The sequence below is a fragment of the Bacillus sp. HY001 genome, from assembly GCF_007558965.1.
In the GTDB taxonomy this organism is placed as follows: domain Bacteria; phylum Bacillota; class Bacilli; order Bacillales; family Bacillaceae_G; genus Bacillus_A; species Bacillus_A mobilis.
In genome coordinates this window covers 45,220-65,213 of sequence record NZ_VLTE01000048.1, presented here as the reverse complement: position 1 = coordinate 65,213, position 19,994 = coordinate 45,220, and the positions used below count along the sequence as shown (strand labels likewise).

19 protein-coding genes and 4 pseudogenes are annotated in these 19,994 nt (G+C 32.7%); 2 read left to right on the top strand and 21 right to left on the bottom strand.

All coding sequences use genetic code 11. The annotated features are described in order from the left end of the window. The 8 genes from FOT98_RS21215 to FOT98_RS21180 all read right to left on the bottom strand — a co-directional run bounded on the left by FOT98_RS21215 (window position 1) and on the right by FOT98_RS21180 (window position 11,073). Window positions 1-558 (bottom strand): HNH endonuclease, encoded by a 558-nt coding sequence (locus tag FOT98_RS21215; RefSeq protein WP_235608034.1) that lies wholly within the window; start codon window positions 556-558, stop codon window positions 1-3. Beyond that, window positions 555-3,809: an ATP-binding protein gene (locus tag FOT98_RS21210; protein WP_063263281.1), complete on the bottom strand. Its 3,255-nt coding sequence runs from the start codon at window positions 3,807-3,809 to the stop codon at window positions 555-557. The genes FOT98_RS21215 and FOT98_RS21210 overlap by 4 nt, the downstream gene beginning before the upstream one ends. A gap of 28 nt (window positions 3,810-3,837) precedes the next feature. Beyond that, complete coding sequence (locus FOT98_RS21205; protein ID WP_063263282.1) at window positions 3,838-4,302, bottom strand: hypothetical protein; 465 nt, start codon at window positions 4,300-4,302, stop codon at window positions 3,838-3,840. A gap of 119 nt (window positions 4,303-4,421) precedes the next feature. Beyond that, a complete protein-coding gene (locus tag FOT98_RS21200) occupies window positions 4,422-4,913 on the bottom strand; it encodes a hypothetical protein (protein ID WP_063263283.1) in 492 nt (163 codons plus the stop codon). A 16-nt stretch (window positions 4,914-4,929) separates the two neighbouring features. Next, window positions 4,930-7,179, bottom strand: a complete 2,250-nt coding sequence (locus FOT98_RS21195; protein ID WP_063263284.1) for a dynamin family protein — start codon at window positions 7,177-7,179, stop codon at window positions 4,930-4,932. A gap of 16 nt (window positions 7,180-7,195) precedes the next feature. Further along, complete coding sequence (locus tag FOT98_RS21190; RefSeq protein WP_063263285.1) at window positions 7,196-8,671, bottom strand: dynamin family protein; 1,476 nt, start codon at window positions 8,669-8,671, stop codon at window positions 7,196-7,198. Window positions 8,672-8,882: 211 nt separating this feature from the next. Continuing rightward, on the bottom strand, window positions 8,883-9,866 hold the full coding sequence (locus FOT98_RS21185) for a helix-turn-helix transcriptional regulator (RefSeq protein WP_080467837.1): 984 nt from the start codon (window positions 9,864-9,866) through the stop codon (window positions 8,883-8,885). Window positions 9,867-10,422: 556 nt separating this feature from the next. Continuing rightward, window positions 10,423-11,073 (bottom strand): Yip1 family protein, encoded by a 651-nt coding sequence (locus FOT98_RS21180; RefSeq protein WP_063263287.1) that lies wholly within the window; start codon window positions 11,071-11,073, stop codon window positions 10,423-10,425. A 447-nt stretch (window positions 11,074-11,520) separates the two neighbouring features. On the opposite strand from FOT98_RS21180, the gene FOT98_RS21175 reads away from it, so the two are divergent. Both FOT98_RS21175 and FOT98_RS21170 read left to right on the top strand, forming a co-directional pair. Continuing rightward, window positions 11,521-12,615 carry a response regulator aspartate phosphatase gene (locus FOT98_RS21175; protein WP_063263288.1) on the top strand — a complete coding sequence of 365 codons (1,095 nt, stop codon included), beginning with the start codon at window positions 11,521-11,523 and terminating at the stop codon, window positions 12,613-12,615. Further along, a complete protein-coding gene (locus FOT98_RS21170) occupies window positions 12,615-12,899 on the top strand; it encodes a hypothetical protein (RefSeq protein WP_061680352.1) in 285 nt (94 codons plus the stop codon). Before FOT98_RS21175 ends, FOT98_RS21170 begins: the two co-directional genes overlap by 1 nt. A 157-nt stretch (window positions 12,900-13,056) precedes the next feature. Here FOT98_RS21170 and FOT98_RS21165 read toward each other — a convergent pair whose 3' ends face one another. The 13 genes and pseudogenes from FOT98_RS21165 to FOT98_RS21100 all read right to left on the bottom strand — a co-directional run bounded on the left by FOT98_RS21165 (window position 13,057) and on the right by FOT98_RS21100 (window position 19,987). Continuing rightward, window positions 13,057-13,512 (bottom strand): SMI1/KNR4 family protein, encoded by a 456-nt coding sequence (locus tag FOT98_RS21165; protein ID WP_063263289.1) that lies wholly within the window; start codon window positions 13,510-13,512, stop codon window positions 13,057-13,059. Between the two features lie 14 nt (window positions 13,513-13,526). After that, the gene (locus tag FOT98_RS21160) at window positions 13,527-13,901 is read right to left on the bottom strand and encodes an HNH endonuclease (RefSeq protein ID WP_235608036.1); all 375 of its coding nucleotides are present in this window, start codon (window positions 13,899-13,901) and stop codon (window positions 13,527-13,529) included. A gap of 315 nt (window positions 13,902-14,216) precedes the next feature. Further along, a complete protein-coding gene (locus FOT98_RS21150) occupies window positions 14,217-14,435 on the bottom strand; it encodes a hypothetical protein (RefSeq protein ID WP_063263290.1) in 219 nt (72 codons plus the stop codon). A 725-nt stretch (window positions 14,436-15,160) separates the two neighbouring features. After that, the gene (locus FOT98_RS21140) at window positions 15,161-15,553 is read right to left on the bottom strand and encodes an immunity 50 family protein (protein WP_000566923.1); all 393 of its coding nucleotides are present in this window, start codon (window positions 15,551-15,553) and stop codon (window positions 15,161-15,163) included. Window positions 15,554-15,564: 11 nt separating this feature from the next. Then, a pseudogene (locus FOT98_RS33030) lies at window positions 15,565-15,654 on the bottom strand (HNH/endonuclease VII fold putative polymorphic toxin); the annotation flags it as partial. Window positions 15,655-15,985: 331 nt separating this feature from the next. Beyond that, entirely contained in the window at window positions 15,986-16,441 is a 456-nt protein-coding gene (locus tag FOT98_RS21130) for an SMI1/KNR4 family protein (RefSeq protein WP_061680356.1), read from the bottom strand. A gap of 11 nt (window positions 16,442-16,452) precedes the next feature. Continuing rightward, window positions 16,453-16,734: pseudogene (locus FOT98_RS21125) on the bottom strand (HNH endonuclease); the annotation flags it as partial. Next, window positions 16,726-16,800: pseudogene (locus FOT98_RS32735) on the bottom strand (protein kinase); the annotation flags it as partial. The pseudogenes FOT98_RS21125 and FOT98_RS32735, both read right to left, overlap by 9 nt. Before the next feature lie 171 nt (window positions 16,801-16,971). After that, a pseudogene (locus FOT98_RS21120) lies at window positions 16,972-17,180 on the bottom strand (ornithine cyclodeaminase family protein); the annotation flags it as partial. Between the two features lie 10 nt (window positions 17,181-17,190). Continuing rightward, window positions 17,191-17,454: a DUF4176 domain-containing protein gene (locus tag FOT98_RS21115; RefSeq protein ID WP_001116623.1), complete on the bottom strand. Its 264-nt coding sequence runs from the start codon at window positions 17,452-17,454 to the stop codon at window positions 17,191-17,193. A 124-nt stretch (window positions 17,455-17,578) separates the two neighbouring features. Then, window positions 17,579-18,247 (bottom strand): hypothetical protein, encoded by a 669-nt coding sequence (locus tag FOT98_RS21110; RefSeq protein WP_063263291.1) that lies wholly within the window; start codon window positions 18,245-18,247, stop codon window positions 17,579-17,581. A gap of 1 nt (window position 18,248) precedes the next feature. Further along, window positions 18,249-19,628 (bottom strand): T7SS effector LXG polymorphic toxin, encoded by a 1,380-nt coding sequence (locus FOT98_RS21105; RefSeq protein WP_063263292.1) that lies wholly within the window; start codon window positions 19,626-19,628, stop codon window positions 18,249-18,251. Then, the gene (locus FOT98_RS21100; protein WP_048545593.1) at window positions 19,625-19,987 is read right to left on the bottom strand and encodes a DUF3958 family protein; all 363 of its coding nucleotides are present in this window, start codon (window positions 19,985-19,987) and stop codon (window positions 19,625-19,627) included. The genes FOT98_RS21105 and FOT98_RS21100 overlap by 4 nt, the downstream gene beginning before the upstream one ends. Between the last annotated feature and the right edge of the window lie 7 nt (window positions 19,988-19,994).

The window sequence follows — 19,994 nt, the reverse complement described above, 5'->3', positions numbered from 1 at the left end:
TTATCGATGTTCTGTTCCTCCGCCCCATAAGTTACGTCCACCTGTATGACCACTTTTATCGTGTAAATCTTTATCTACAAGTTGTAAAACTCCTGGCTGCTCAGAATGATGCCACACATAACCCTCTGGTGTTTCACCATATTTAATTTGTTCAAGTTGCTCAGGTGTAAATTTCTTTTGGAGGTCCGGGTTATTTTCAATTTCTTGAGCTAATTTCCCTATCGCCGTCTTAAATTGTCTTGCATCACTATCTAAGTATTGTTGCTCATCTAATTGCACTTCATATGTTACAGGAAACTCTGGGAAAACACCTTCTACTATTTCACCGCTTGGTAACTCAATTATTTTCTTTTCAAAAGGAACACCTGTGATAGGGTGTAAATCGTTCTCTAAACTTTGATTTCTTGTTTCTACATAGCGAATTGGCTTATTCGCCTCTTCATAACTATGTACCTCTTTTGGAGCCATTTCTCGTGCAAATGAAGGAATTTCTGTAGTCCCTTTCATCACATCTTGCTTTTGAACTTCTAAAAATGTTTGTGCCATTGCTTCAATCATAAATACAGCTCCTTTTGACGAGCATCCTCTACCCAATTGAAATAAAACTCTTTGAAAGCAGGCTTCTCAATAGAATGTTGATACAATAAGCATTGGATTATTGATTGCTCTAATTCATGATTTCCTTCCAAAACTGCATATCTTTTTAGTGCCAATCGTAACTTTTCATTATATTGATCAAATGACATAGCTGCTTTCGCATACTTTTGAATTTTATCCCCATGAAGTAAATTCCAAACTACGTTAGAAAGTTCATCAAATGAACTTTGTTCCCAGTATTTGACCTCTTCTTTGTTGTTAAAAGAAGAAAGTTCCGTGAGTACATTTTGTTTAAGACTATTTGGTAAACTCGTATTAGATAACCAAGTTTGCAACTCGTTGATTTCTTGTTCACTCTTATTAAAATATGGCTTTTCTGTCATACGACCAGCTAAGAGAATCTTTAAAATGTCACCGGTGTTTTTCTTACTTTGACTTAAAGATGTAACATCCTCTTTATGTACATATGGATTTTCATTTTCATATTTTTCAAAGGTGCATAATACCGGCTGTAACCAGTTGTTTTGATATACAATTGAAACCCCTGTTTTCAATTTAGGAATTTCATTAATCTGATCTTCATTTAAGCTAGCTGCAAGACCAACTTCACGACGATCACTTCCTTCAGGTAAACGAAGAATGATCTTTGTATTCGTATTACGAATAACTGATGTATCTAGCAAGTTCGGGGATTGATCTGCAATGATAAATCCTTCACCATATGTACGCATCTCTGCGATAGCATTCGTAATCATTTCAACTGATTTCCCTTGAAGATTACTTCCCTCTTGTGATTGCGAATTCGAAGTTTTAGGCAATAAATGATGAGCTTCTTCTAAAACAGTAACATGCTGTAATGGTTGATTCATCTCTTGCGTATTTGTCATACGATGCTCCTGCAATCTCATAAATAAAATCCCCATTAATAATGCCTTTGTTTCAGATGAACCAATACGACTTAAATCAATTAAGCAATTTTCATCAAATAAGTACCGATTCTCAATTTCTTCCCCTGAGAAAATACGCCCCACTAATCCATTAGTTAATGATTTTACACGAGTAACTAATGCACCTATATAATTACTCTTCAATTCCTCAGAATAGCCTGATTCATGAATAATTTCTGGTAAGACTTTTACTAAATCATGCATCGTTGGAAAACTTAGTTTTTCTTCAATGTGAAGCGACAGTTCAAGATCCCATCCGTTCTCCTCATAGACTCTCTCAAGCGCTTCTTTTAAAACTGCAGGCATTGCCGCATACATTGGCCAACACGCATTAAAAATCTCCACTAAACGATCTATATGCTCAAGTACATGAATTTCATCTGGAAATCTAAAAGGATTAATTTTTAATAATGGCGTGAATTTTGAATTTGTTCCAAACACATGTACATCTTCACGTCCACCAAATATTTGCTTATATTCTCCTTTTGCAGGTTCAATTACAAGAAACGGAATACGCTTACGGTTCAGTTCATGCAACAATTTATAAATTGTATTGGATTTTCCTGAGCCAGTAGAGCCCGTAACAAAAGTATGCATCGCTAAACTTTGAATATCTACCGCTACCTTTGTTTGTTCTACCTTTCCCATATGAAATACTTTACCAATATTTATTTTTGAATTGTTTTCTGTATCTTCATATGAAAATCCATTACGCCCAAACTCCGCAGTTTCAAGAACAGGTATACCACTTACAGATTTACGCGGTAAGTTCATCATAATCGCCACTTCTTTACCACTCAACAATGAACCTGGCGTTACATACGGCATATCCAATCCATTTTCTACTTTCATATCAATAATAGGATGCTTCAACTGTTTTAAATATCGCCCAACTTCAGAAACTTTGTCCTTTTGTTCTGAAGTCCACGTATTAATTGCTGAATGTTCTATAGCTGAATTTTCACCACGCATAATCGCTTTAAATGTACTTGCGGCTACTTCAGCCACTTGTTGATTCGGTGCTACAAAATAACAAGCTGTATTCCACATACCAAAATCATTTGAACTTTTTAAGCGCTTTAATTGCTCATCGATTTGTTCAAGTAAATTTGTTACAGCCTTATTCTCAAAGTTCAACTGAATACCTTTTGTATTTCCAATAGATAATGTTTCTGATTTCCCCTCTTGTGTCGAGGTAGAATTCGACTTACCAGTTGTACTAGATGTACCTTCCGTTTTGGATTGACTGTCAGTAACAGATTCATTTGAAGCTTTGCTTTCAGATGTACTTCCCATCATACTTGCTGCTGCACTACCAATACTGCCACCAAAAGCAGCTCCCATTGGTCCAGCAAATACTGCGCCTATTCCTGCCCCTATAAGTGGTGCTACTCCAGCTACACTTCTGGTCTTCCCTTTCGTTTCAGAGCTACCTTTCGTTTCAGAATTCCCATTTGTAAAACTTTGCGTTTGCGTTAAACTTTCATTAAGAGTTTCATTAAATCCTAGCGTTAAGCTATCTGTTATTGCCTGACTATCATTTATATTAAAGTTGAAATCACATTGCGCGAACGGAACAAGTTGCGAATATAATTTCTCATAACCACTTTGCATCTCTTCTACTTGCTTATGAAGAATAGGATCAGAGATAAAAACCGCAGTAAAAGTTTCGCCTTTCATTGCATCTACTAATTTCTCCATACCTTGTACAAAGTTTTCTTTATTACTATCCTTTAATGATGGGATACCTGAAACAGTAGAAATAACACGAGCATTACCGTTCTTTTTCACATCGATACTTTTATTTAACAGTTCCTCAATTTGAGGGTTTCTTAAATTCTCAATGTCACTACCAGGAAAATTACCTAAAAAACTTTTCTCTAATGTTTCTTTCGCAACATTAATGTTTTTTTCCTCGCAATTTGCACGAACCCCTAAATACAAATCTGTTTGCTCACCATCACTATCTAGAATCATAACAATCGCGCTTCTTACATTAAATAAGGCATTATATACACTTGATAACTTATCAATGCTATTCTCATTTTTATCATAAACTAGCTTACCTACTTTAAATAAACGGATTTGCTGTCTTATTGTCGCACTATCTAAGTCTGCATCAACAGGCACTACTTCATGACTCGTTAATTCACTAATATAGTTTTTTTGTACAAAACTACTTGCTAATTGGAATCCATTCTCTAGTTCTTCATAATTTCGAACATCTAGTTCTTTCCGATATACTAAAGATACATCTTGCGTCATTTATCCACTCACCACCAAATTTAATTGACTACCGTTTACGAGAATTTTTGTATATTAAATCTACATCGGAATTTGACTCTCTTTGTTTTATTTCTTCTCTCATTGACTGTCCAATGTTTGAAAACCTTTCAAAGTTACTATTAAACCCTTCGAGCGTACGTTCTATAAATTCAACATTTTGATTCATCACTACCTCAAAAAGTCCCACTCTTTTTTCCGAAGCATTTCGTTTATTCATTTCCCGCTCAGCTTGCTTATCAAACTCTTTTTGTTCTAATAACATGTGTAAAACTTCAACAAAATACTTCAAATTTTCTTCAGTAAAGTTTACTTTTAAATCTTTCTTTAGCTGTATATAGTACTGATTGTTCCAATATCTTTTCTCTTTAATGAGTACTCTACTAGAATCGTTCCACAAATCTTGTGCAGCAATTGTCCCCAGAACAAATGACACAATTTCCGAATATAAATAGGGAGACTTAGCGATATCCATTATCATTGCCTCCCTAATTAAACTAATTCTTCCCTTAGAAACAGAATCAAGCAAGTATCGAGAAGGGGTAAAGCTTGTATGACTACTTATTTTTTCTTCCCCTTGTAAGTACCCTTTTTCTATTCCTTCATTAGATACACTACTGCTGCCGCTGCCACGGCTACCAATATTCCGCTTATTACTAGCTGGCCCTTCTTGGATATTCGACTTCGATTGACTGACACTTTCCTTGTTGTTTCTGATTTTGTTGTTTTCTGTAATACTCTTTCGGGTTGGTTGTCCATGTGTGTCGACTTTTTTTTTTGATGAACTACTTTTCCAACTTCCAAAATATGATTAAATCTCTCTTTAGAAAAATTATTTCTTAAATCGCTTTTTAAATCTGCTAGATACGCTTTTGTCCATTTAGATGCATCTTTTTCTAATTTTCGTTCATCCTGCATTTCCCATAATTCTTCATTAAAGTTTTTTTGGACATAATTTAAAGCATTTGTTATTTCTCCGCCATCATTTGTCGGATTTTTCGTTAGGTAAGTACTTAGCGCTACCCGAATTCTTTTTAATTCACCTGAAGAAACTGCTTCTACCAGAAAGGCTTGTGGGTTAAACATTTTATTCACTCCTTATTTAAATTTCTAAAATATTATTTAAACGAACTTGGAAATCTTGTAACCATTCATACTTTTCTTTATCCTCAATCAATCTTTCTCTAATCAATTCACTATCACTAGATAATACTTCTATTTCTTTCACTTTATTTTTTAATAAATTTTCTAATCTATCAATTTCACTATTGAAATATACCTTTATACGCTTTTCTTCACTTTTTATATATGCCTGTGCATATTCAATATTTTCATACACATTAAGTTTCACAGGAAAAATCACATTTTCTGTAATGTCATCAACATTAACAAAAGTTTTTGTTGAATAAATGTTCCTGTTGTAACCATCTCCCCATGAAAATGGATTATACCATTTTGAAGTTGATACCCATTCTTCTCCTGTTACTACACTGGCATCATAAGAGATTTCACTTACTATCGATTCTGCATTAGGAATGTCCGTGAAGAAAATTGAGAATTCTTCAGTGCTAAGTGCATTACCACTCACTTCAATTAAATCTTGTACATATCCCTTATACTCTTCCAATAGCTCTTTTGCATTATTTTTTAATACCATTAAAATAATTAGCTCTAAATCCGTTTTAATATCACTTTGTAATGATTTTATATCTTCTTTTAATCTCTCAATTAGCTTATTGGCTTCGTATTCTTCAATCCTTACTTTATCTCGAAAAATTTCGACCATGTCATCAATTTTCCGCTCAATTTTACCCTCAATTCGTTGAATAATATCATGCTGGTCGTATTGTTTACGCTTGATGCGTTCTTTAAATTGCTGAGCTCTATTCCCTTTTTCAATTTCTTCATTTAGCTTTTTCATTTGCTCATGAATTTCTATACGTTTCTGTTCATTAGAAACTAACTCTGTTTTCAAGTTTTGTTCTAATCTTTTAGCTTCTACAACATCCTTAAAAGAATTGACGGCTGTTGTAATTTTAGATGTAACTGCATATTTCTCCAAATATTCATTTATAGCTTCTTCAATTGAAGGAACACCAGTATACATTAATGCCTCTTGATACGTATCTTCTTCATCTTTCGCCACTTGCACTTTTTCATAAAGATTTTCTTTACGTTTTTCACTTAAAGGTGCATGCTTTAATAGGTTTAATTCTTCTTCTTCAATGAACAAATCATGCTCACGTAACGCATTTTTTTGTTTTTTAGTTAATTTATGACCATTTTGATCCATACGAATTAGTTTCGCCATCAATGCTGATACTGGGAATATATTAGGGTTTTCAATTCCTTTTTCTTCAAGGTATTCTCTAACATCACGAATCGTTTCGCTAACACTTTCTCCTGCTTCCGTATCGAATTCATCTATTTTATTAACCGCAAAAATAAATCGATCTTTCGATTGCTTCCCGCCGCTTTTCATTTGTTCTGCTACTGTATTTAACAGATCATTATCATCTTGAATACCTAACTGCGTTGCATTTAAAACATATAGAACCATTGGTTTTGTATCATTTTTAATAACGCGATATGTATGATCACGGTGAGAGCTATTACGTGAATTATTCGGTCCTGGTGTATCAACAAGAACTAGATTCATTTTTCCTGAAGAAATATTAGGGATATTCGCCTTTATCTCAATGTCTGAAACTTCTTCATTGTTATTAAAACGATCCATCACTTCTAGATTAAGTTCTTGCCATTCCTCAATCTCCTCTTGTTCATGATTTAAGCAACGCCCTAACAAATCTTTCTGTTCAGTATTTTTAATAGTTGCAATTGTGGCTGTACAAGCCTCATTTTTTGCTGGCATTAATTCTGTTCCTAAAAGGGAGTTGATAAGTGTCGATTTCCCTGAACTCATTGTTGCAACGACAGCAATTTCAAAGTCTGAACTCAAAGCTTTATCAAAATTCCTTCGAATGCCATTACTTTTAAGATCTTCGAATGGTCCTTCTTGCATATATTCAAACAATTCTTTTAGCTCATCAATTTTATTATTACTATTTTCAGTTACCGTATAACTTACAGTTACACTCGCGTTATGTTCCGCATTATATTTAGCACACGCTTCTTCTACATCTTCAAAATCAAATTGTGTTCCTTCAAAATTTAATGAAAACGTATCTTCATTAAGTTCATCTATTAATCTCTCAATAAATTGATCAATCCACAATTGTAAACGTTCATTCTTAAATTGTGCTAAATAACTATCTTCCTTAATTGGTTCCCCATCAATAGTCACAACAGTCTCAACCTTATAAGGATTATATTTCAAGAAAATTGTCGTCATACTTCTCTCTCCCTACCTATTCATTAGACTCTAAATTTGAAAAATAATTCTCTAACGCTGGCACCCCAGTATGTACCAATGCTTGCAAAATTTCTTTTCTACTGTATTCATTACCAGCTACGGTAATATCACCATCTAGATTTCCATAGTTTACTAATAACTCTTCAACGGTAATATCGTTTAAAAAATGCAAGTTATACTCTTCATCTTGATACATTTCAAAGTATGTTCTAAATCCTCTCTCTTCTTTTGTCGTAAGCTTTCTTCCACTAAGTACTCCTTTGAAAATCTTTGCAGCACGAGCAGAAATCGGCATAACAACTGGTTTTTTTACACCATTTCCCTTTAAATACTCTTCAACGTTATAATACGTTTTTTCGATTAATTCTCCACCTTCAACATCCAACGTGTCCATTTTGTTCAATACAAATATAACAGGAGCATTTTGACTATATTTTAAAATCTCTTTCAACAATTTTTGATCGTCAAAAATACCCCAATTTGTTATGTTTACTATATAAACAACATGAGTATAATCACCCTTCTTCAAAAAATCACTTGTTATCTTCCCGTGCAATTCATCAAACGAATTATTCGGTCCTGGTGTATCTATTAAGGAAATTTTCTTGTTCAGGCAGGAATACTTTCCAACACATCCCTCTATTTCAATATACGATACATGTGGATTTTTATTCCATTTTTTCATATCTTCCAACATAACATTGCATCTTATTTCATCTGTCATACCTTTCGCTATAGCTAGTTTATTTTTATAAACAGGATTAACAATAAACTCAAATAAATTCGACGTACAAGCTTTATTTTCAATTGGGAATAAATCATCTTCCACTAACGCATTAAATACCGTTGATTTTCCTGAACTCATCGTCCCAATAATCGCTACTTTAGGAGTTTTTATTTTTTCATGTCCAAAAGCATATCCATTATAAAAATAAACTAAATCCACATAACATTTGTCAGCCAAGAATTTTTTTGCAAGTTCATAATTTCCCTTTAATAAGTCGTAGATAAAATTAGAAAAGCCACGAATTTCTTTGGGATTGATTTTTAGTCTCGTAAAAATGTCATTTACAAGATCACACTCTTCAAATCTCTCTCCTAAAATCGTATAAACAAAAAGAATTTCAGCTGTTACCAAATAGCAATAGTCTAAATGAAAGATGTTCCACTGATTAAATATCTTCTTTCTCTTTACCATCCTCGATAAAATAGAATCTAAGCTTTTATTTAAATCAGAATAAACTAGACTATGTATATAGTTTACGTCTTCAGTCTTCAACTCAAACATATTACGATAAATACTTAGCAAGTTAGAAACATCTGGGTTTTCCTTCACATTGCATAAAGCAGCGTACATAATTTTATAGTAGCTTACTGTTGAAAGGTATCCCTCTTTTAAGAGCGGATGGGTCTCTCCATACATTTTATAGAATCGATATAAACTTAATTCTTTTTCATCTACTGCTCCCAATTTCTTCACTCCATAATAAAATCTCAATTTATTTTTAAGTTCCTAAAAATATCAAAACATTAAAATCAAATAAAAAAATAACTAACTATATAAATATTATATCTTTAAGAAGTTATTTTCTAGTAATTCGACAAAAACATCCAAAATACGCATGTAGCCTAAATTATTTATCTTTCATAAGTTATGGCACATTTAAACAACTTGAAGCCAATCATTCATACCTCCCCAACATCTCACCCAAACTCACCCTCATCTCCTCCCGAAACTCCACCGGCTTCAACACCTCAACAAAAGGTCCTTGGCTCAGTAACCACATTTTGATTCCCTTACCAAATACTTTCGCTTCAATGATGGCGCCATCGTCATCTTGAGATACGACGCGTGCAGTTGGAAGACGATCTAATACAGCTTGTAGTGATGCGCCTGAAAAACGGAATGTAAGATCCATTAATGGTCCTGAATGCATAAATTGAATTTTCTTTCGAAATTCTCCTTCTTCAAAACGATCTGTGTAGTTAACTTTGAAATGTTCCTTTTGGATCTCATAGTTTGCGATTCGATCCATCCTATAAATCGTTGGGAATTCAAAGTCACGTTCTACCGGAAAAGCCGCTAAGTAAAAGTAATACTCTGAAAATAGGATCCCTACTGGTTTTACTTTCCTTTTAGTTCCTTCCGCTGCTGTTTCTTTTTTATATTCCATTTCCAACAACTTCTTCGTTCTAACCGCATCACTAATGTCCCATATCATTTGAAGTAAAGAACTTTGATGTTGTAATGGTTCATAGTGATAACGCTCATTTCTCATAACATCTTTAATAAAATCACGATCTTTCGGTGCTGATTGATTCATAATTTTATCAAGTAACGTATTCATTTCATCCTTAGAAAAAGCTCTTGTTTCTAGCAAAACTTTTCCTAATGATAGGATTTCTTCTTTTGTAAGCCATAAATCACTACTACGTGATAAATGAACTTGCCGTTTTTTATCATCCTGTTCTAATTGCAATGAATTACCCGCATTCATATCTAAATACAACTGTATTTCTTCTAAATCCCTTTTAATTGTTTTTGGATGCACTCCAAAATTTTCTATTTCTTCTTTCTTTATTAACACGTTCCCCTTACATAGACGATCATATAAAGATAAAAGCCTTATTGTTTTTTTCTCACGTTCATTCAAATTTCCCACCATCCTTTATAAAAAACGTAATATAGAACTATTTAAAACTATATATTTCAACTACAGAAACTATCCTTATTCTTCCACTAAGTTATACGATTACTTTACCATAAGAAGGTGGACAACTTTTGTCCGTTTCTAATATTTTATTTAACATTTCACGACATTTTTTTCATAATAATTCCAGCAATATGATTATACTCTTTTTCCAGATAAAACAATACAGTTAATCTGGAATATTCTTAAAATGCCAATGAATACCACACCCCCAAAAAATATATCAACGATTATCCAATTATATCGACCGCAACTCCGAATATATCGACGATTCGACACAACCTATCGACTTACCGACAAATTTCGCAAAAGTCAGCACCAAAACCACCAATCAATCCCACACTCCTTCCCGCGCAAAAGAAAAAACCCTTCAATTAGCTGTAAAATCAATAGATTCTTTATAAAATAAAAAGCGTGAGCTATTGGGCTCACACTTAAGAATAATTTCAATTTTTTAGTTGTTATTTTTATACTTGTCCCCAAACCTCAATTAAGTTTCTAAGTTTATTGATTAAAAGATTGTAACCCCTACTATAAGAAATACTATTATTACTAATGGAAGAATGATAATCATAAAGGACACTATTATTGTTAATAATGCTTTCCATGCTGAAAATTGGTGTGCTTCTCCTAAACATTTTAAGGAAATAATGATTGTCCAAATTCCAATAACTATATCAATTATGGCAAAAATAAGAAATAAAATCGTTAAAGTTATGCTACTCTCCATTTTCGGTGTCTCACTCGTAAAGTTTTCTATCCCAAACAAGAAAAATGAAGGCACCCAAACTAATATAAGAGAATAAACGTAAGGGATATAAGAATAGGCAACTGCGTAACGTGTTTTTTCAAATGTACCTTGTCCACCAAGTTTTTTTGCCACCCAATTAAATAACGCTGGTAGCAAAAAATAATAAATTAAGAAAGCAACGAAGGTACCGAATATAACCATTGAGATTATTGAAACTGGACTACTTATTGAATCCCCCACATTTTTAGAAGATGCTCGATCTAAAGTCTGTACGAATGAGCCTAATAAAATGAGTAAAATCACATTCTTAGGTTTGGATATAAAAATTTCTTTCATTGTAGCACGTGGTTTTATCCAAATGGAGAACCAAGGATTAAGTGCACGTTTAAATTGATTTTCTGGAGTTTCCATATAAAAAACATTCCCCTTTCTTAAAACATATCAAATACAAATTCCTAATTATCCCAGTTATGTACATAGAAATATTAAAGCATAAATAGTCGATTATTTAAATATAAATATTCAATTATTTAATTTCATCTGAAACTTAGGGGGAGTGCTTCTTAGCAATTACCTTTATATTTTCTTACATTTTTAACTATGGGCTGAGTAGTTACTTTCATTTTTGAGTACCCCACATTCTTTAATACATTGGATAAAGTGAAACTTTAATCAGTGGGGGGGTCTTCATCCCCACTGTGCCGAATGTTTGAATTTACTAAACACAATGCATTAATGAATTTCTTCTTTTAAAATAAAATTGTTAAACAAATGTTGAGAAATATCAAAATTTAATTTCCATTATATTCTATTCTTGCTATCATTTAATGTAAGACTATTAGAAAAGGAAGGGATTATATGCGTGTTCCAGCGAAGGAGAATGAACAGATTTCAAAATTATTTAATGACTGGTATCAAGCTATACTACAACATCAAAATGTACAAGCAACAAACTTAAAACAAAAAGTTGAAGATAAGCTTTCCAGTATAAAAGAAGATAAAAATTTATTATTATACTATTCATTATTAGATTTTAGATATAAAGTACTAACCGATGGACTTAACATTACAAAAGATAGCTTTAATGAAATTAACTCCTTTGATATACCTGATAGTAGTTTTTTATCCTATTATTATCACTTCTTCAAAGCTATTCACAGCACAATTCTTGCAGACTATAATGAAGCAAAAGAATATTTTGAGAAGGCGAAAAAACTTTTAATGTACGCAATGAATGAAGTAGAAGAAGCTGAATTTAATTACCGTTTAGCTTCATTTTATTATCAAATCTATAAACCGCTTTTAGCTATTGATTACATACGAATAGCTAAAGATATTTTCTCTAAACACACAGGCTATAAAATTAATGTAGCATTATGTGACAATGTTTTTGGATTAGCTTGTATAGATTTAAGGCAATTTGAACAAGCCGAAGAAAGCTTTAACACTGCCATAGATATTCTAAAAAGTAAAAATGAAAAAACATTGTTACTACGTGTTAGAAATAACATCGGACTATTATATGCAAATCAAAATCTATCCTCTTTAGCAATTCGTCACTTATCAGAGGTGACAGAAAATATACCAAATCACTTTAAAGCCCTATATTTACAAGCAGATGAAAATTTAAAATTAGGCGAAACGGCAGTAGCATCTCAACTCATCGAAAAAGGCTTAAACATTTGCAATGAATTAGCAAATAAAGAATATCAATATCGCTTTAAAATCTTAGAAAAATTGAACAACACGTCTAACACTACAGAATTAGAAACTGTTTTATTAGCAGGAGTTTCATACTTTAAAACAGAAGAGTTATGGGATTGCATTGAAGAATATGCAGAACGATTAGCGAATAAATTTTATGCAGAGGAACATCATGTGAAGGCTAGTAAATATTTTTATATGAGTAATGAAGCAAAGAAAAAACTATTAGCTAAAGGGGCGTTAAAGTAATGAAAAAGTTTAGATTAACAATAGCAGGTTTAACGTTAGCTGGAATTATGACTTTTGGTATAAGTAACAACTTAGAATTTTCGGCATTAAACAAAGGTGACACACCTGCACCACAAAGACCTGATTTAGCATTTAGTGCTGGGCATATTGGTACTTCTCCAGAATATACACATGGAGAAGGGTGGTCTTCATCTTACACACACGGGGAGCCTTGGGGTATAGCTGATGGTAATACTGGTGCACCTGCTTACGACCACGGAAGACCGCCTGCGCCAAAAGCTTAATTGTTTCATAAAGAAAGTCATACTAATGGTGCCTTACATTTCATACAGTACATTTTAATTACTATAAAAACAGTAAAAACTTCTTCTTAACTTGGGGATAATATTAAAAAGACTTATGCGTAATTCACATAAGTCTTTTTTTGTTACTCATAATTAATTATTCGTCCTTGTCTTCAAATTCATATAAACTATCAAGTAAATCTGCAAAAAATGAACAAACAGGATAGATTGACTCTTCCATTTCTTCTTCCTCATGATCCCAAAATACGACTGTTGGTGACTGAGGATTATTTCGGTAATCAAAGCATAGAAGGTTACCAAACGGATCTCTAGCAAAAGGATATACTTTATCTACCAATCTATCTTTTATACTATTATATGTTTGCAGCATAGAAATTTTTCTCTCAGAGTCTAAGGTTAAAAGATTATTAAGTGAATCTTCATCCTGATTAGGAATATTGAATGTATCTGGAGTAGGATAGCCACCATCATATTTCTTTATACACTCAATAAAATCATTAGGAAATTTAATACCAAAGTACTCTTTTAATTGTTCAATTTGTTCATCTGTAACTTTTTTCTCACTTACATTAATCCATGTAATGTTGTTCATAATTATAAACCTCCCTATTTATCACTATCTTTCCCCCAAATTTTATATCCACCTGTATGACCAGTATCGTGATGTATCTGATAATCTACAAGTTGCATTCGACCAGGTTCCTGATGATGATGCCATGTATAATTTTCTGGTGTTTTCCCGATTCTAAATAGTTCAATCCCTTCTTTCATGAATTTTGAAGCTAATTTAGGGTCTTCCATTATTTGTTTATATAGGTCCTTATTACATCTTCTAAAATGTGTTGTTCTAGTTTTTTTGAAGTCTGTCTCTTTTAAGGTTACCTCGCTCTTAGATTTAAAAATAGGAAATCCATCAGCATCATAAGGTATACCTGTAACTGGATGTTTATCTTCTGAAATAGCCATTCTTCCAATAATCATAACGCTTTATTCCATATCTTCTAGCTTAACTATTGTTCCAATTGGTAATAGTTTTATTGATAATTTTGCCCTAAATATTAAATGAATTTTGCGAATTATAAATCTACTATTTTTTCTTATTGTCTATACGTTTATAGATACACTCTACTGTAAAGTATGCAATAACATTGCAAATTAGCAGCAAACCTATAAGTAAAATTTTATCTTCTAACCGTATAGTAGAAGAAGCCCCAATTAACAACATAAACATAATACATACAGTAAAAGTCAGAATTCTATTTATTGTACGCATATCTTAATTACTCCAGTCTTATATTAATCCCGTTTTTTTGTAAATTTATCATAAAACTTCTCTTGCGCCCACCGTCCAAATTTAAAAAAAAATATTAAACCTGCTCCCAAAAGAATGAGAACGATAGTTCCTAACAACTTTTCCCACCAATTGTTGGATGGAGTAATCATTAACCCTATAATAGATACGGATATTACGACATAAACTAAAATATATAATGGTTTATACGATGGTGTTTTCATATCATTTTTTCCCCTCAGGTTTTTCAAATTTAAAATTACTTCCCACAGTAAACCCCTCTAAAACAGGAACTGTTATACCAGTTTCTTTTCCAACGCTACCTTTCAAACCTATTGCGCCCAATCACAAGAGTAATTATAGTCGATCTTATATCATTTACAGCATAAAGAGCCATATAATATTCAAAAGCTTTCTTATTAAAATCTAGACTTTTTTTCATGTTAATTAAACCACCCTGCTATTGTTCCAATCATTAAAAGTTTCATAGCTATTTATTCTCCCTTTTTCTAAATTTATCCATAATATTATGAGCAACTATATTCCATAGTAAAGAAAGTACGGTAACAAAAAGTACAGCTAAAGAAAAATAAATCCTATCCTTCCATGTATCATGTACAATCATGCCCAGTATAATCATTATTAACGCACCAACACATATAACCATTTTTGAAAATTTTTACATTCTATTATCTCGCTTCCTTCTCAAACTCAAATGAAACTCCTGCGGAATTTATAACCATACCCACCTATTATAATCTCACCTTTGACACTTATATCATAATCACCTAATACAGGTATATAATCAGGTATCTTAATTTTAGTAATGTCCGCTTCATATGTTTGCAATACTATCAACGTTTCAAATGTCCTTTATACATTCCTTATTCAACCCCAAAATATTAAAATATGAATATTATAAAAATTAACTATCTACTTCCCATCAAAATTATGGTAATCCTATTAAACCTGGGGTTACCCCTTCTACCTTTGCCCATTCAAACGAGCACTCAACTAACATTTGATTCTTACACTTAATTTTTAATAAACCTTCTTCTTCTATCGTATTTATTTCAAAATAATCAATTATATTTTCTGTCCCTAAACCTTTTATTGTTAAATTATGAATAGTAAAGAAAGATATCTCTACATAAATTACATCCCACTTATTCCATCGCTTTGGCTTGTTTTCAACATTTTCCTTTGTCATCAATTGAATAACTAAAGTCGGACCATCTCTTTTAAGACGCACATCTAATAACTCTGATTCTTCCAACTTTGGTATTTTCCCAAAAATACTAATTAACGCTTGGGGATTTAAAAATTTAAATTGATCAATCATTTTTATACTCCCTATTTATTATTTCTCTTCTCAAAATAATAATGATCCTTCATACCATCTACCTGTCCTATTCGTGTATTGTATTCAGGTCTTACATTATGATGCGGTGGATGATCTCCAACTCCACCTTCTCCAAACTTATGACCCTCTGAATGATCTTGATTGACCTTTTACTTCATATGTAAATTCTCGAGTCATAATAGGCTGTTTATTATCATTTAATATCCTTTTACCATTACTATCCGTTAATGTTACCATTTTTCCCCTAATCAGGTGTTGAAATCTAGGTATATTTAATTGTCTTTTAATTTCTTTTAAACTAGCCCCCTAGATTCATGAGAATTTCCCCCCTCAATCTTCTTAACTTTGAGATAATATTAAAAAGACTTATGCGTAATACACATAGGTCTTACCTTTGTTACTCATAATTAATTATTCGTCCTCGTCTTCATAATCACGTAAGCTATTAAGCAATTCCGTAAAAGATGAACAAACAGGATAAATTTCTTTTTCTATCTCTTCTTCCTCATGTTCCCAAAATACAATAGTTGGTGATTGAGAATTATTCCGATAATCAAAGCATAAGTGATTTCCAAACGAATCTTTGCCAAAAGGATATACCTTATCTACTAATCTATCTTTTATATCTTCATATACTTGAATAATGGAATTTCTACTTTCTAAATCAAAAGTTAAAAGTTTACTAAACACATTTTCATCTTGATTAGGTATATCAAATATTTTAGGGCGTGGATAACCACCATCATATTTTTTCACACATTCAATAAAATCAATAGGAAATTTAACACCCAAATATTGTTCTACTTGTTGAATATGTTCATCTGTAATTTCTTTTTTATTTACCCCAATCCAAGTAACATTATTCATATATAGTCCCCTTATTTATCACTATCTTTGCCCCAAATTTTATATCCGCTAGTATGACCAGTTTTTCTACGCAACTCATAATCTACGAGTTGCATTCGTCCTGTGTCTTGGTAGTGATGCCATGTAAATGCATCAGGTACCTCCCCATGTTTAAATAATTCTATTTCTTCTTCTGTGAATTTTGAAGCCAATTTAGGATCTTTCATTATTTGTTCATATAATGCCTTACTGCATATTCTATCATGTGTTGGTCTAGATTTTTTGAAGTCTGCTTCTTTTAGTGTTACTTCAGCTTTACTCCACAACCCACAGCAAAGTCCTAAGCCATAAATATGAGTTAATTTTCGAACTAAATCCAAAGTTTCTCACCTGCATTTTTGTTTAATTTCAACAGAATATATGATACATCACATTTGAGATGCATACAGGCATTATAAACAAAAAGAACGCCACAATCTCAATATACTTTCATGTGCCAAAATATATGGACCGACAAACCAAACAAAAAAAGACCACCAAAAGGCAGTCTCTCAAAACTCAATCCTATTCCCAACTCCACTCTCCACCGCTTTTTCATACAAATACTTCGCAACGATAATGTCTACTACTGCCAAACCAACTGATTTGAAAATAGTAATCTCTTCGTCGTTTTCGCGTCCGGTTTTTTCCCCGCTTATGATTTGTCCAAGTTCGGCGTGGAGATTGCTAGTTTTATCGGAATTTGAAGGTCACCTGTTTCTAAATCACATTCAATTAAGCAATCCTACAAATGCCTCTTCTTCCTCATCTATAAAACCTACAAATATAATTTCTTCGATATCCTCATGATTAAATACAAATGTATACTCAGGATTAATGTATCCTTCTGGATAAAAACAGCCAATATAGTCATACATCACAGGTTCTTTAACCATAAGTTTTTGTTTTCTTCCATAAATCACAATTTTCTTCGTCCCACCTTTTAATAGAACAATAGAACCATTTGGTAAAAACTTTTCTTTAGAAAATGGCATAATCCCCCATCCTTCCTTTATCTAAATGTAATTCTATATTCATGATCTTACTTCTCCCTTTTCCATAGTCTTTACTGACTATAGGAGAACCGCGATTATATACTTAATATTCAATACAGACTCTTTAAAAGGTTTCATGTGTTCTACCTCCATCTTCTATATGCTTCCTTAAATAATAATACCTATGGAGTTCCATAATGAAATGAAACAAAATAAACGAAAGCATGGAGTATACACAAATTAATACAATTGCTACCATCTTTTGTGTTGCAAAACCAAGGCTGATATTAGCAACGAGTTGACCCAATCCTACAAAAGCCACTACTCCAAAACCAGAGTTTTTTTTCGATGATTTTGATTTTTTGATTGGCTCCTGAAGTTTTGTTATATGATTTTTATAATAATAATTCAAAGCAAAAATATACAAACCAACCGAAAAAATAAAATAGATAGGAGTTTGTAATCCTAACATTCCATATGCAAACTTTTGGGTTATAACTAATAATCCTACTGAACATACGATGCCAAATACCCCACGAAATAGAGTGTATTGTAATTGCCGTTTCCTAGGATTTATAACAATCCATATTGCCCATACATTTAAAAAAGCAACTGGTGGAACTATTATGTACATATATATCGGTTGAACAGGATTCGCAAAAGCAGGTAAAAGCACAAATATATCTGCTATCCCAATCACAAGAGTAATTATAGTCGACCTTATATCATTTACAGCATAAAGAGCCATATAATATTCAAAAACTTTTTTATTAAAATCTGTATTTCTTTTCATGTTAATTAAACCACCCTGCTACTGTTGACCAAGTTTTTTTCGCACCAGTTTTCACCATATCCTTAATACTATCATCTTCACCATCACCATCTACATCAACATCCCATTTTACACCTTCTGTTAAGTATGTTAATCCTACTGAAATACCGAATCCTGCTGCTGCAACTGCCAAAACTGGCGCAGCAGCAGGAAGAACTGCAACAGTCAGAACCGCAGCCCCTACAGTTGTTGCTCCTCCCACTACAACATTACCAATAATATCTCCTGCAATTTTATCATTCGAGGCATTATTTTTGATATTCTCACTCGTATCCGTATATGAATCTATAGCTACACTAGCCCATCCAAGCTTATCCTTTAAGGCCATTTTGGCTGCGCTTCCTTTTTTTATCATAGCTTCTATTTCTTTTATCTTAGGAGTAGCTGTTCCATTTTCGATTTTCTTTTCGATATCATTTACATAGTAAATCTTATGATCTCTATGCCGCCCATTAACTTTTTTATTATCTTTAACAGAATCATAACTCTCTCTTATAAGAACTCGTTTGTTTTTTCTATCAAATTCTTTTTTTACCTCATAACCATTCCTTACTTTATAAACTGTATTCCCTACTGCAGCTGCACCTGTAAGTGTTCCAAATGTATTCCCCACTCCATCCAATGGTACCATTGGATCAAAGCCAGTCATACCTAAAAATGAATCTTTTTTATCTACTTCACCAGATTCAGAATCCTTATTTAACCTTTCAACTTCACGAGCTCTATCTTCTGTAATTTTTTGAATAGGCCCCGTCCAATCCATATTCAATCCTTGTGTACTAAATGTACCGCTGACAACACTAAACCCTTTCCCACTTTGAACTTCCGCAAGACCTGCAGCAATACTAGCTGCTAATTGAAGTGCTGTACTATAATTATTACTAGAGTTCTGATTGAATTGATACAAATGATCCAGCTTTTCTTGCAGTTTTTGCCTCATAACAATAAAAAGATTTACCATAGCATCCATACCCGGCATTGGCATAGCTTGATTGACAGCTTCCATACTTGTTTTCATTCGGTCAATTTCTCGAATTTGTTCTAATATCTCGTGTTCAATTACATCCGCCTGAGCTACTTGTGATTGAAATTGACTTGGAAAAGCATTATTCTGACGAATTAGTTCTTCACATAAGTAAATAATTCCTTGCGCTAGAGGGCGAAAAGTTTGTACAAAAAATGATTTTGCACTGCTATATGTTTGCCCCTGTAACACAGTATCAGTTGCAAAAGCGTCAATCGACTGAATGGCTTGTTCCATACCTTGAATGGTAGCGGTACATACAGCATTCATACTTTGAGTTTGGTTTTGTACTTCTCCCAAATACATATTTAAACTCATGAATTAGCCTCCTTTACTAATTGTTGTTGCTGATATGAAAGATCATTTTCTAAGTCACTAAGATCTCGTTTCTCTTTAAACAATGTTTCTTTTTGGCTTTCCAATTCAAATGTAAGTTTTCGTTCTATGTATTGTGCTTCTTGACGCATATCCATAAAAAACAATGACATTTCTCTATCTTTATGCCAAGTTCCTAAAATACGATCAAACAAACGATGGTTTTGATTCTTCCATGCATGAAAATCTTCTTCTACTTTTTCCTGTTTTTGAATCGCAGATTGATTTCGGTCCTGCTCTTCAAATACACTTCGTAACTTTTGATTTACTTGATTAATTTGTTTTTCAATATCTTGACTCATCATATTC

Coding starts and splice junctions, on each gene's coding strand:
- FOT98_RS21205 (WP_063263282.1), bottom strand. CDS start 4,302: ATGGATATCGCTAAGTCTCCCTATTTATATTCGGAAATTGTGTCATTT.
- FOT98_RS21105 (WP_063263292.1), bottom strand. CDS start 19,628: ATGAGTTTAAATATGTATTTGGGAGAAGTACAAAACCAAACTCAAAGT.
- FOT98_RS21110 (WP_063263291.1), bottom strand. CDS start 18,247: ATGAAAAGAAATACAGATTTTAATAAAAAAGTTTTTGAATATTATATG.
- FOT98_RS21115 (WP_001116623.1), bottom strand. CDS start 17,454: ATGCCATTTTCTAAAGAAAAGTTTTTACCAAATGGTTCTATTGTTCTA.
- FOT98_RS21185 (WP_080467837.1), bottom strand. CDS start 9,866: ATGGTGGGAAATTTGAATGAACGTGAGAAAAAAACAATAAGGCTTTTA.
- FOT98_RS21140 (WP_000566923.1), bottom strand. CDS start 15,553: ATGATTGATCAATTTAAATTTTTAAATCCCCAAGCGTTAATTAGTATT.
- FOT98_RS21130 (WP_061680356.1), bottom strand. CDS start 16,441: ATGAATAATGTTACTTGGATTGGGGTAAATAAAAAAGAAATTACAGAT.
- FOT98_RS21150 (WP_063263290.1), bottom strand. CDS start 14,435: ATGAAAACACCATCGTATAAACCATTATATATTTTAGTTTATGTCGTA.
- FOT98_RS21175 (WP_063263288.1), top strand. CDS start 11,521: ATGCGTGTTCCAGCGAAGGAGAATGAACAGATTTCAAAATTATTTAAT.
- FOT98_RS21170 (WP_061680352.1), top strand. CDS start 12,615: ATGAAAAAGTTTAGATTAACAATAGCAGGTTTAACGTTAGCTGGAATT.
- FOT98_RS21160 (WP_235608036.1), bottom strand. CDS start 13,901: ATGATTATTGGAAGAATGGCTATTTCAGAAGATAAACATCCAGTTACA.
- FOT98_RS21200 (WP_063263283.1), bottom strand. CDS start 4,913: ATGTTTAACCCACAAGCCTTTCTGGTAGAAGCAGTTTCTTCAGGTGAA.
- FOT98_RS21195 (WP_063263284.1), bottom strand. CDS start 7,179: ATGACGACAATTTTCTTGAAATATAATCCTTATAAGGTTGAGACTGTT.
- FOT98_RS21210 (WP_063263281.1), bottom strand. CDS start 3,809: ATGACGCAAGATGTATCTTTAGTATATCGGAAAGAACTAGATGTTCGA.
- FOT98_RS21165 (WP_063263289.1), bottom strand. CDS start 13,512: ATGAACAACATTACATGGATTAATGTAAGTGAGAAAAAAGTTACAGAT.
- FOT98_RS21215 (WP_235608034.1), bottom strand. CDS start 558: ATGATTGAAGCAATGGCACAAACATTTTTAGAAGTTCAAAAGCAAGAT.
- FOT98_RS21180 (WP_063263287.1), bottom strand. CDS start 11,073: ATGGAAACTCCAGAAAATCAATTTAAACGTGCACTTAATCCTTGGTTC.
- FOT98_RS21100 (WP_048545593.1), bottom strand. CDS start 19,987: ATGAGTCAAGATATTGAAAAACAAATTAATCAAGTAAATCAAAAGTTA.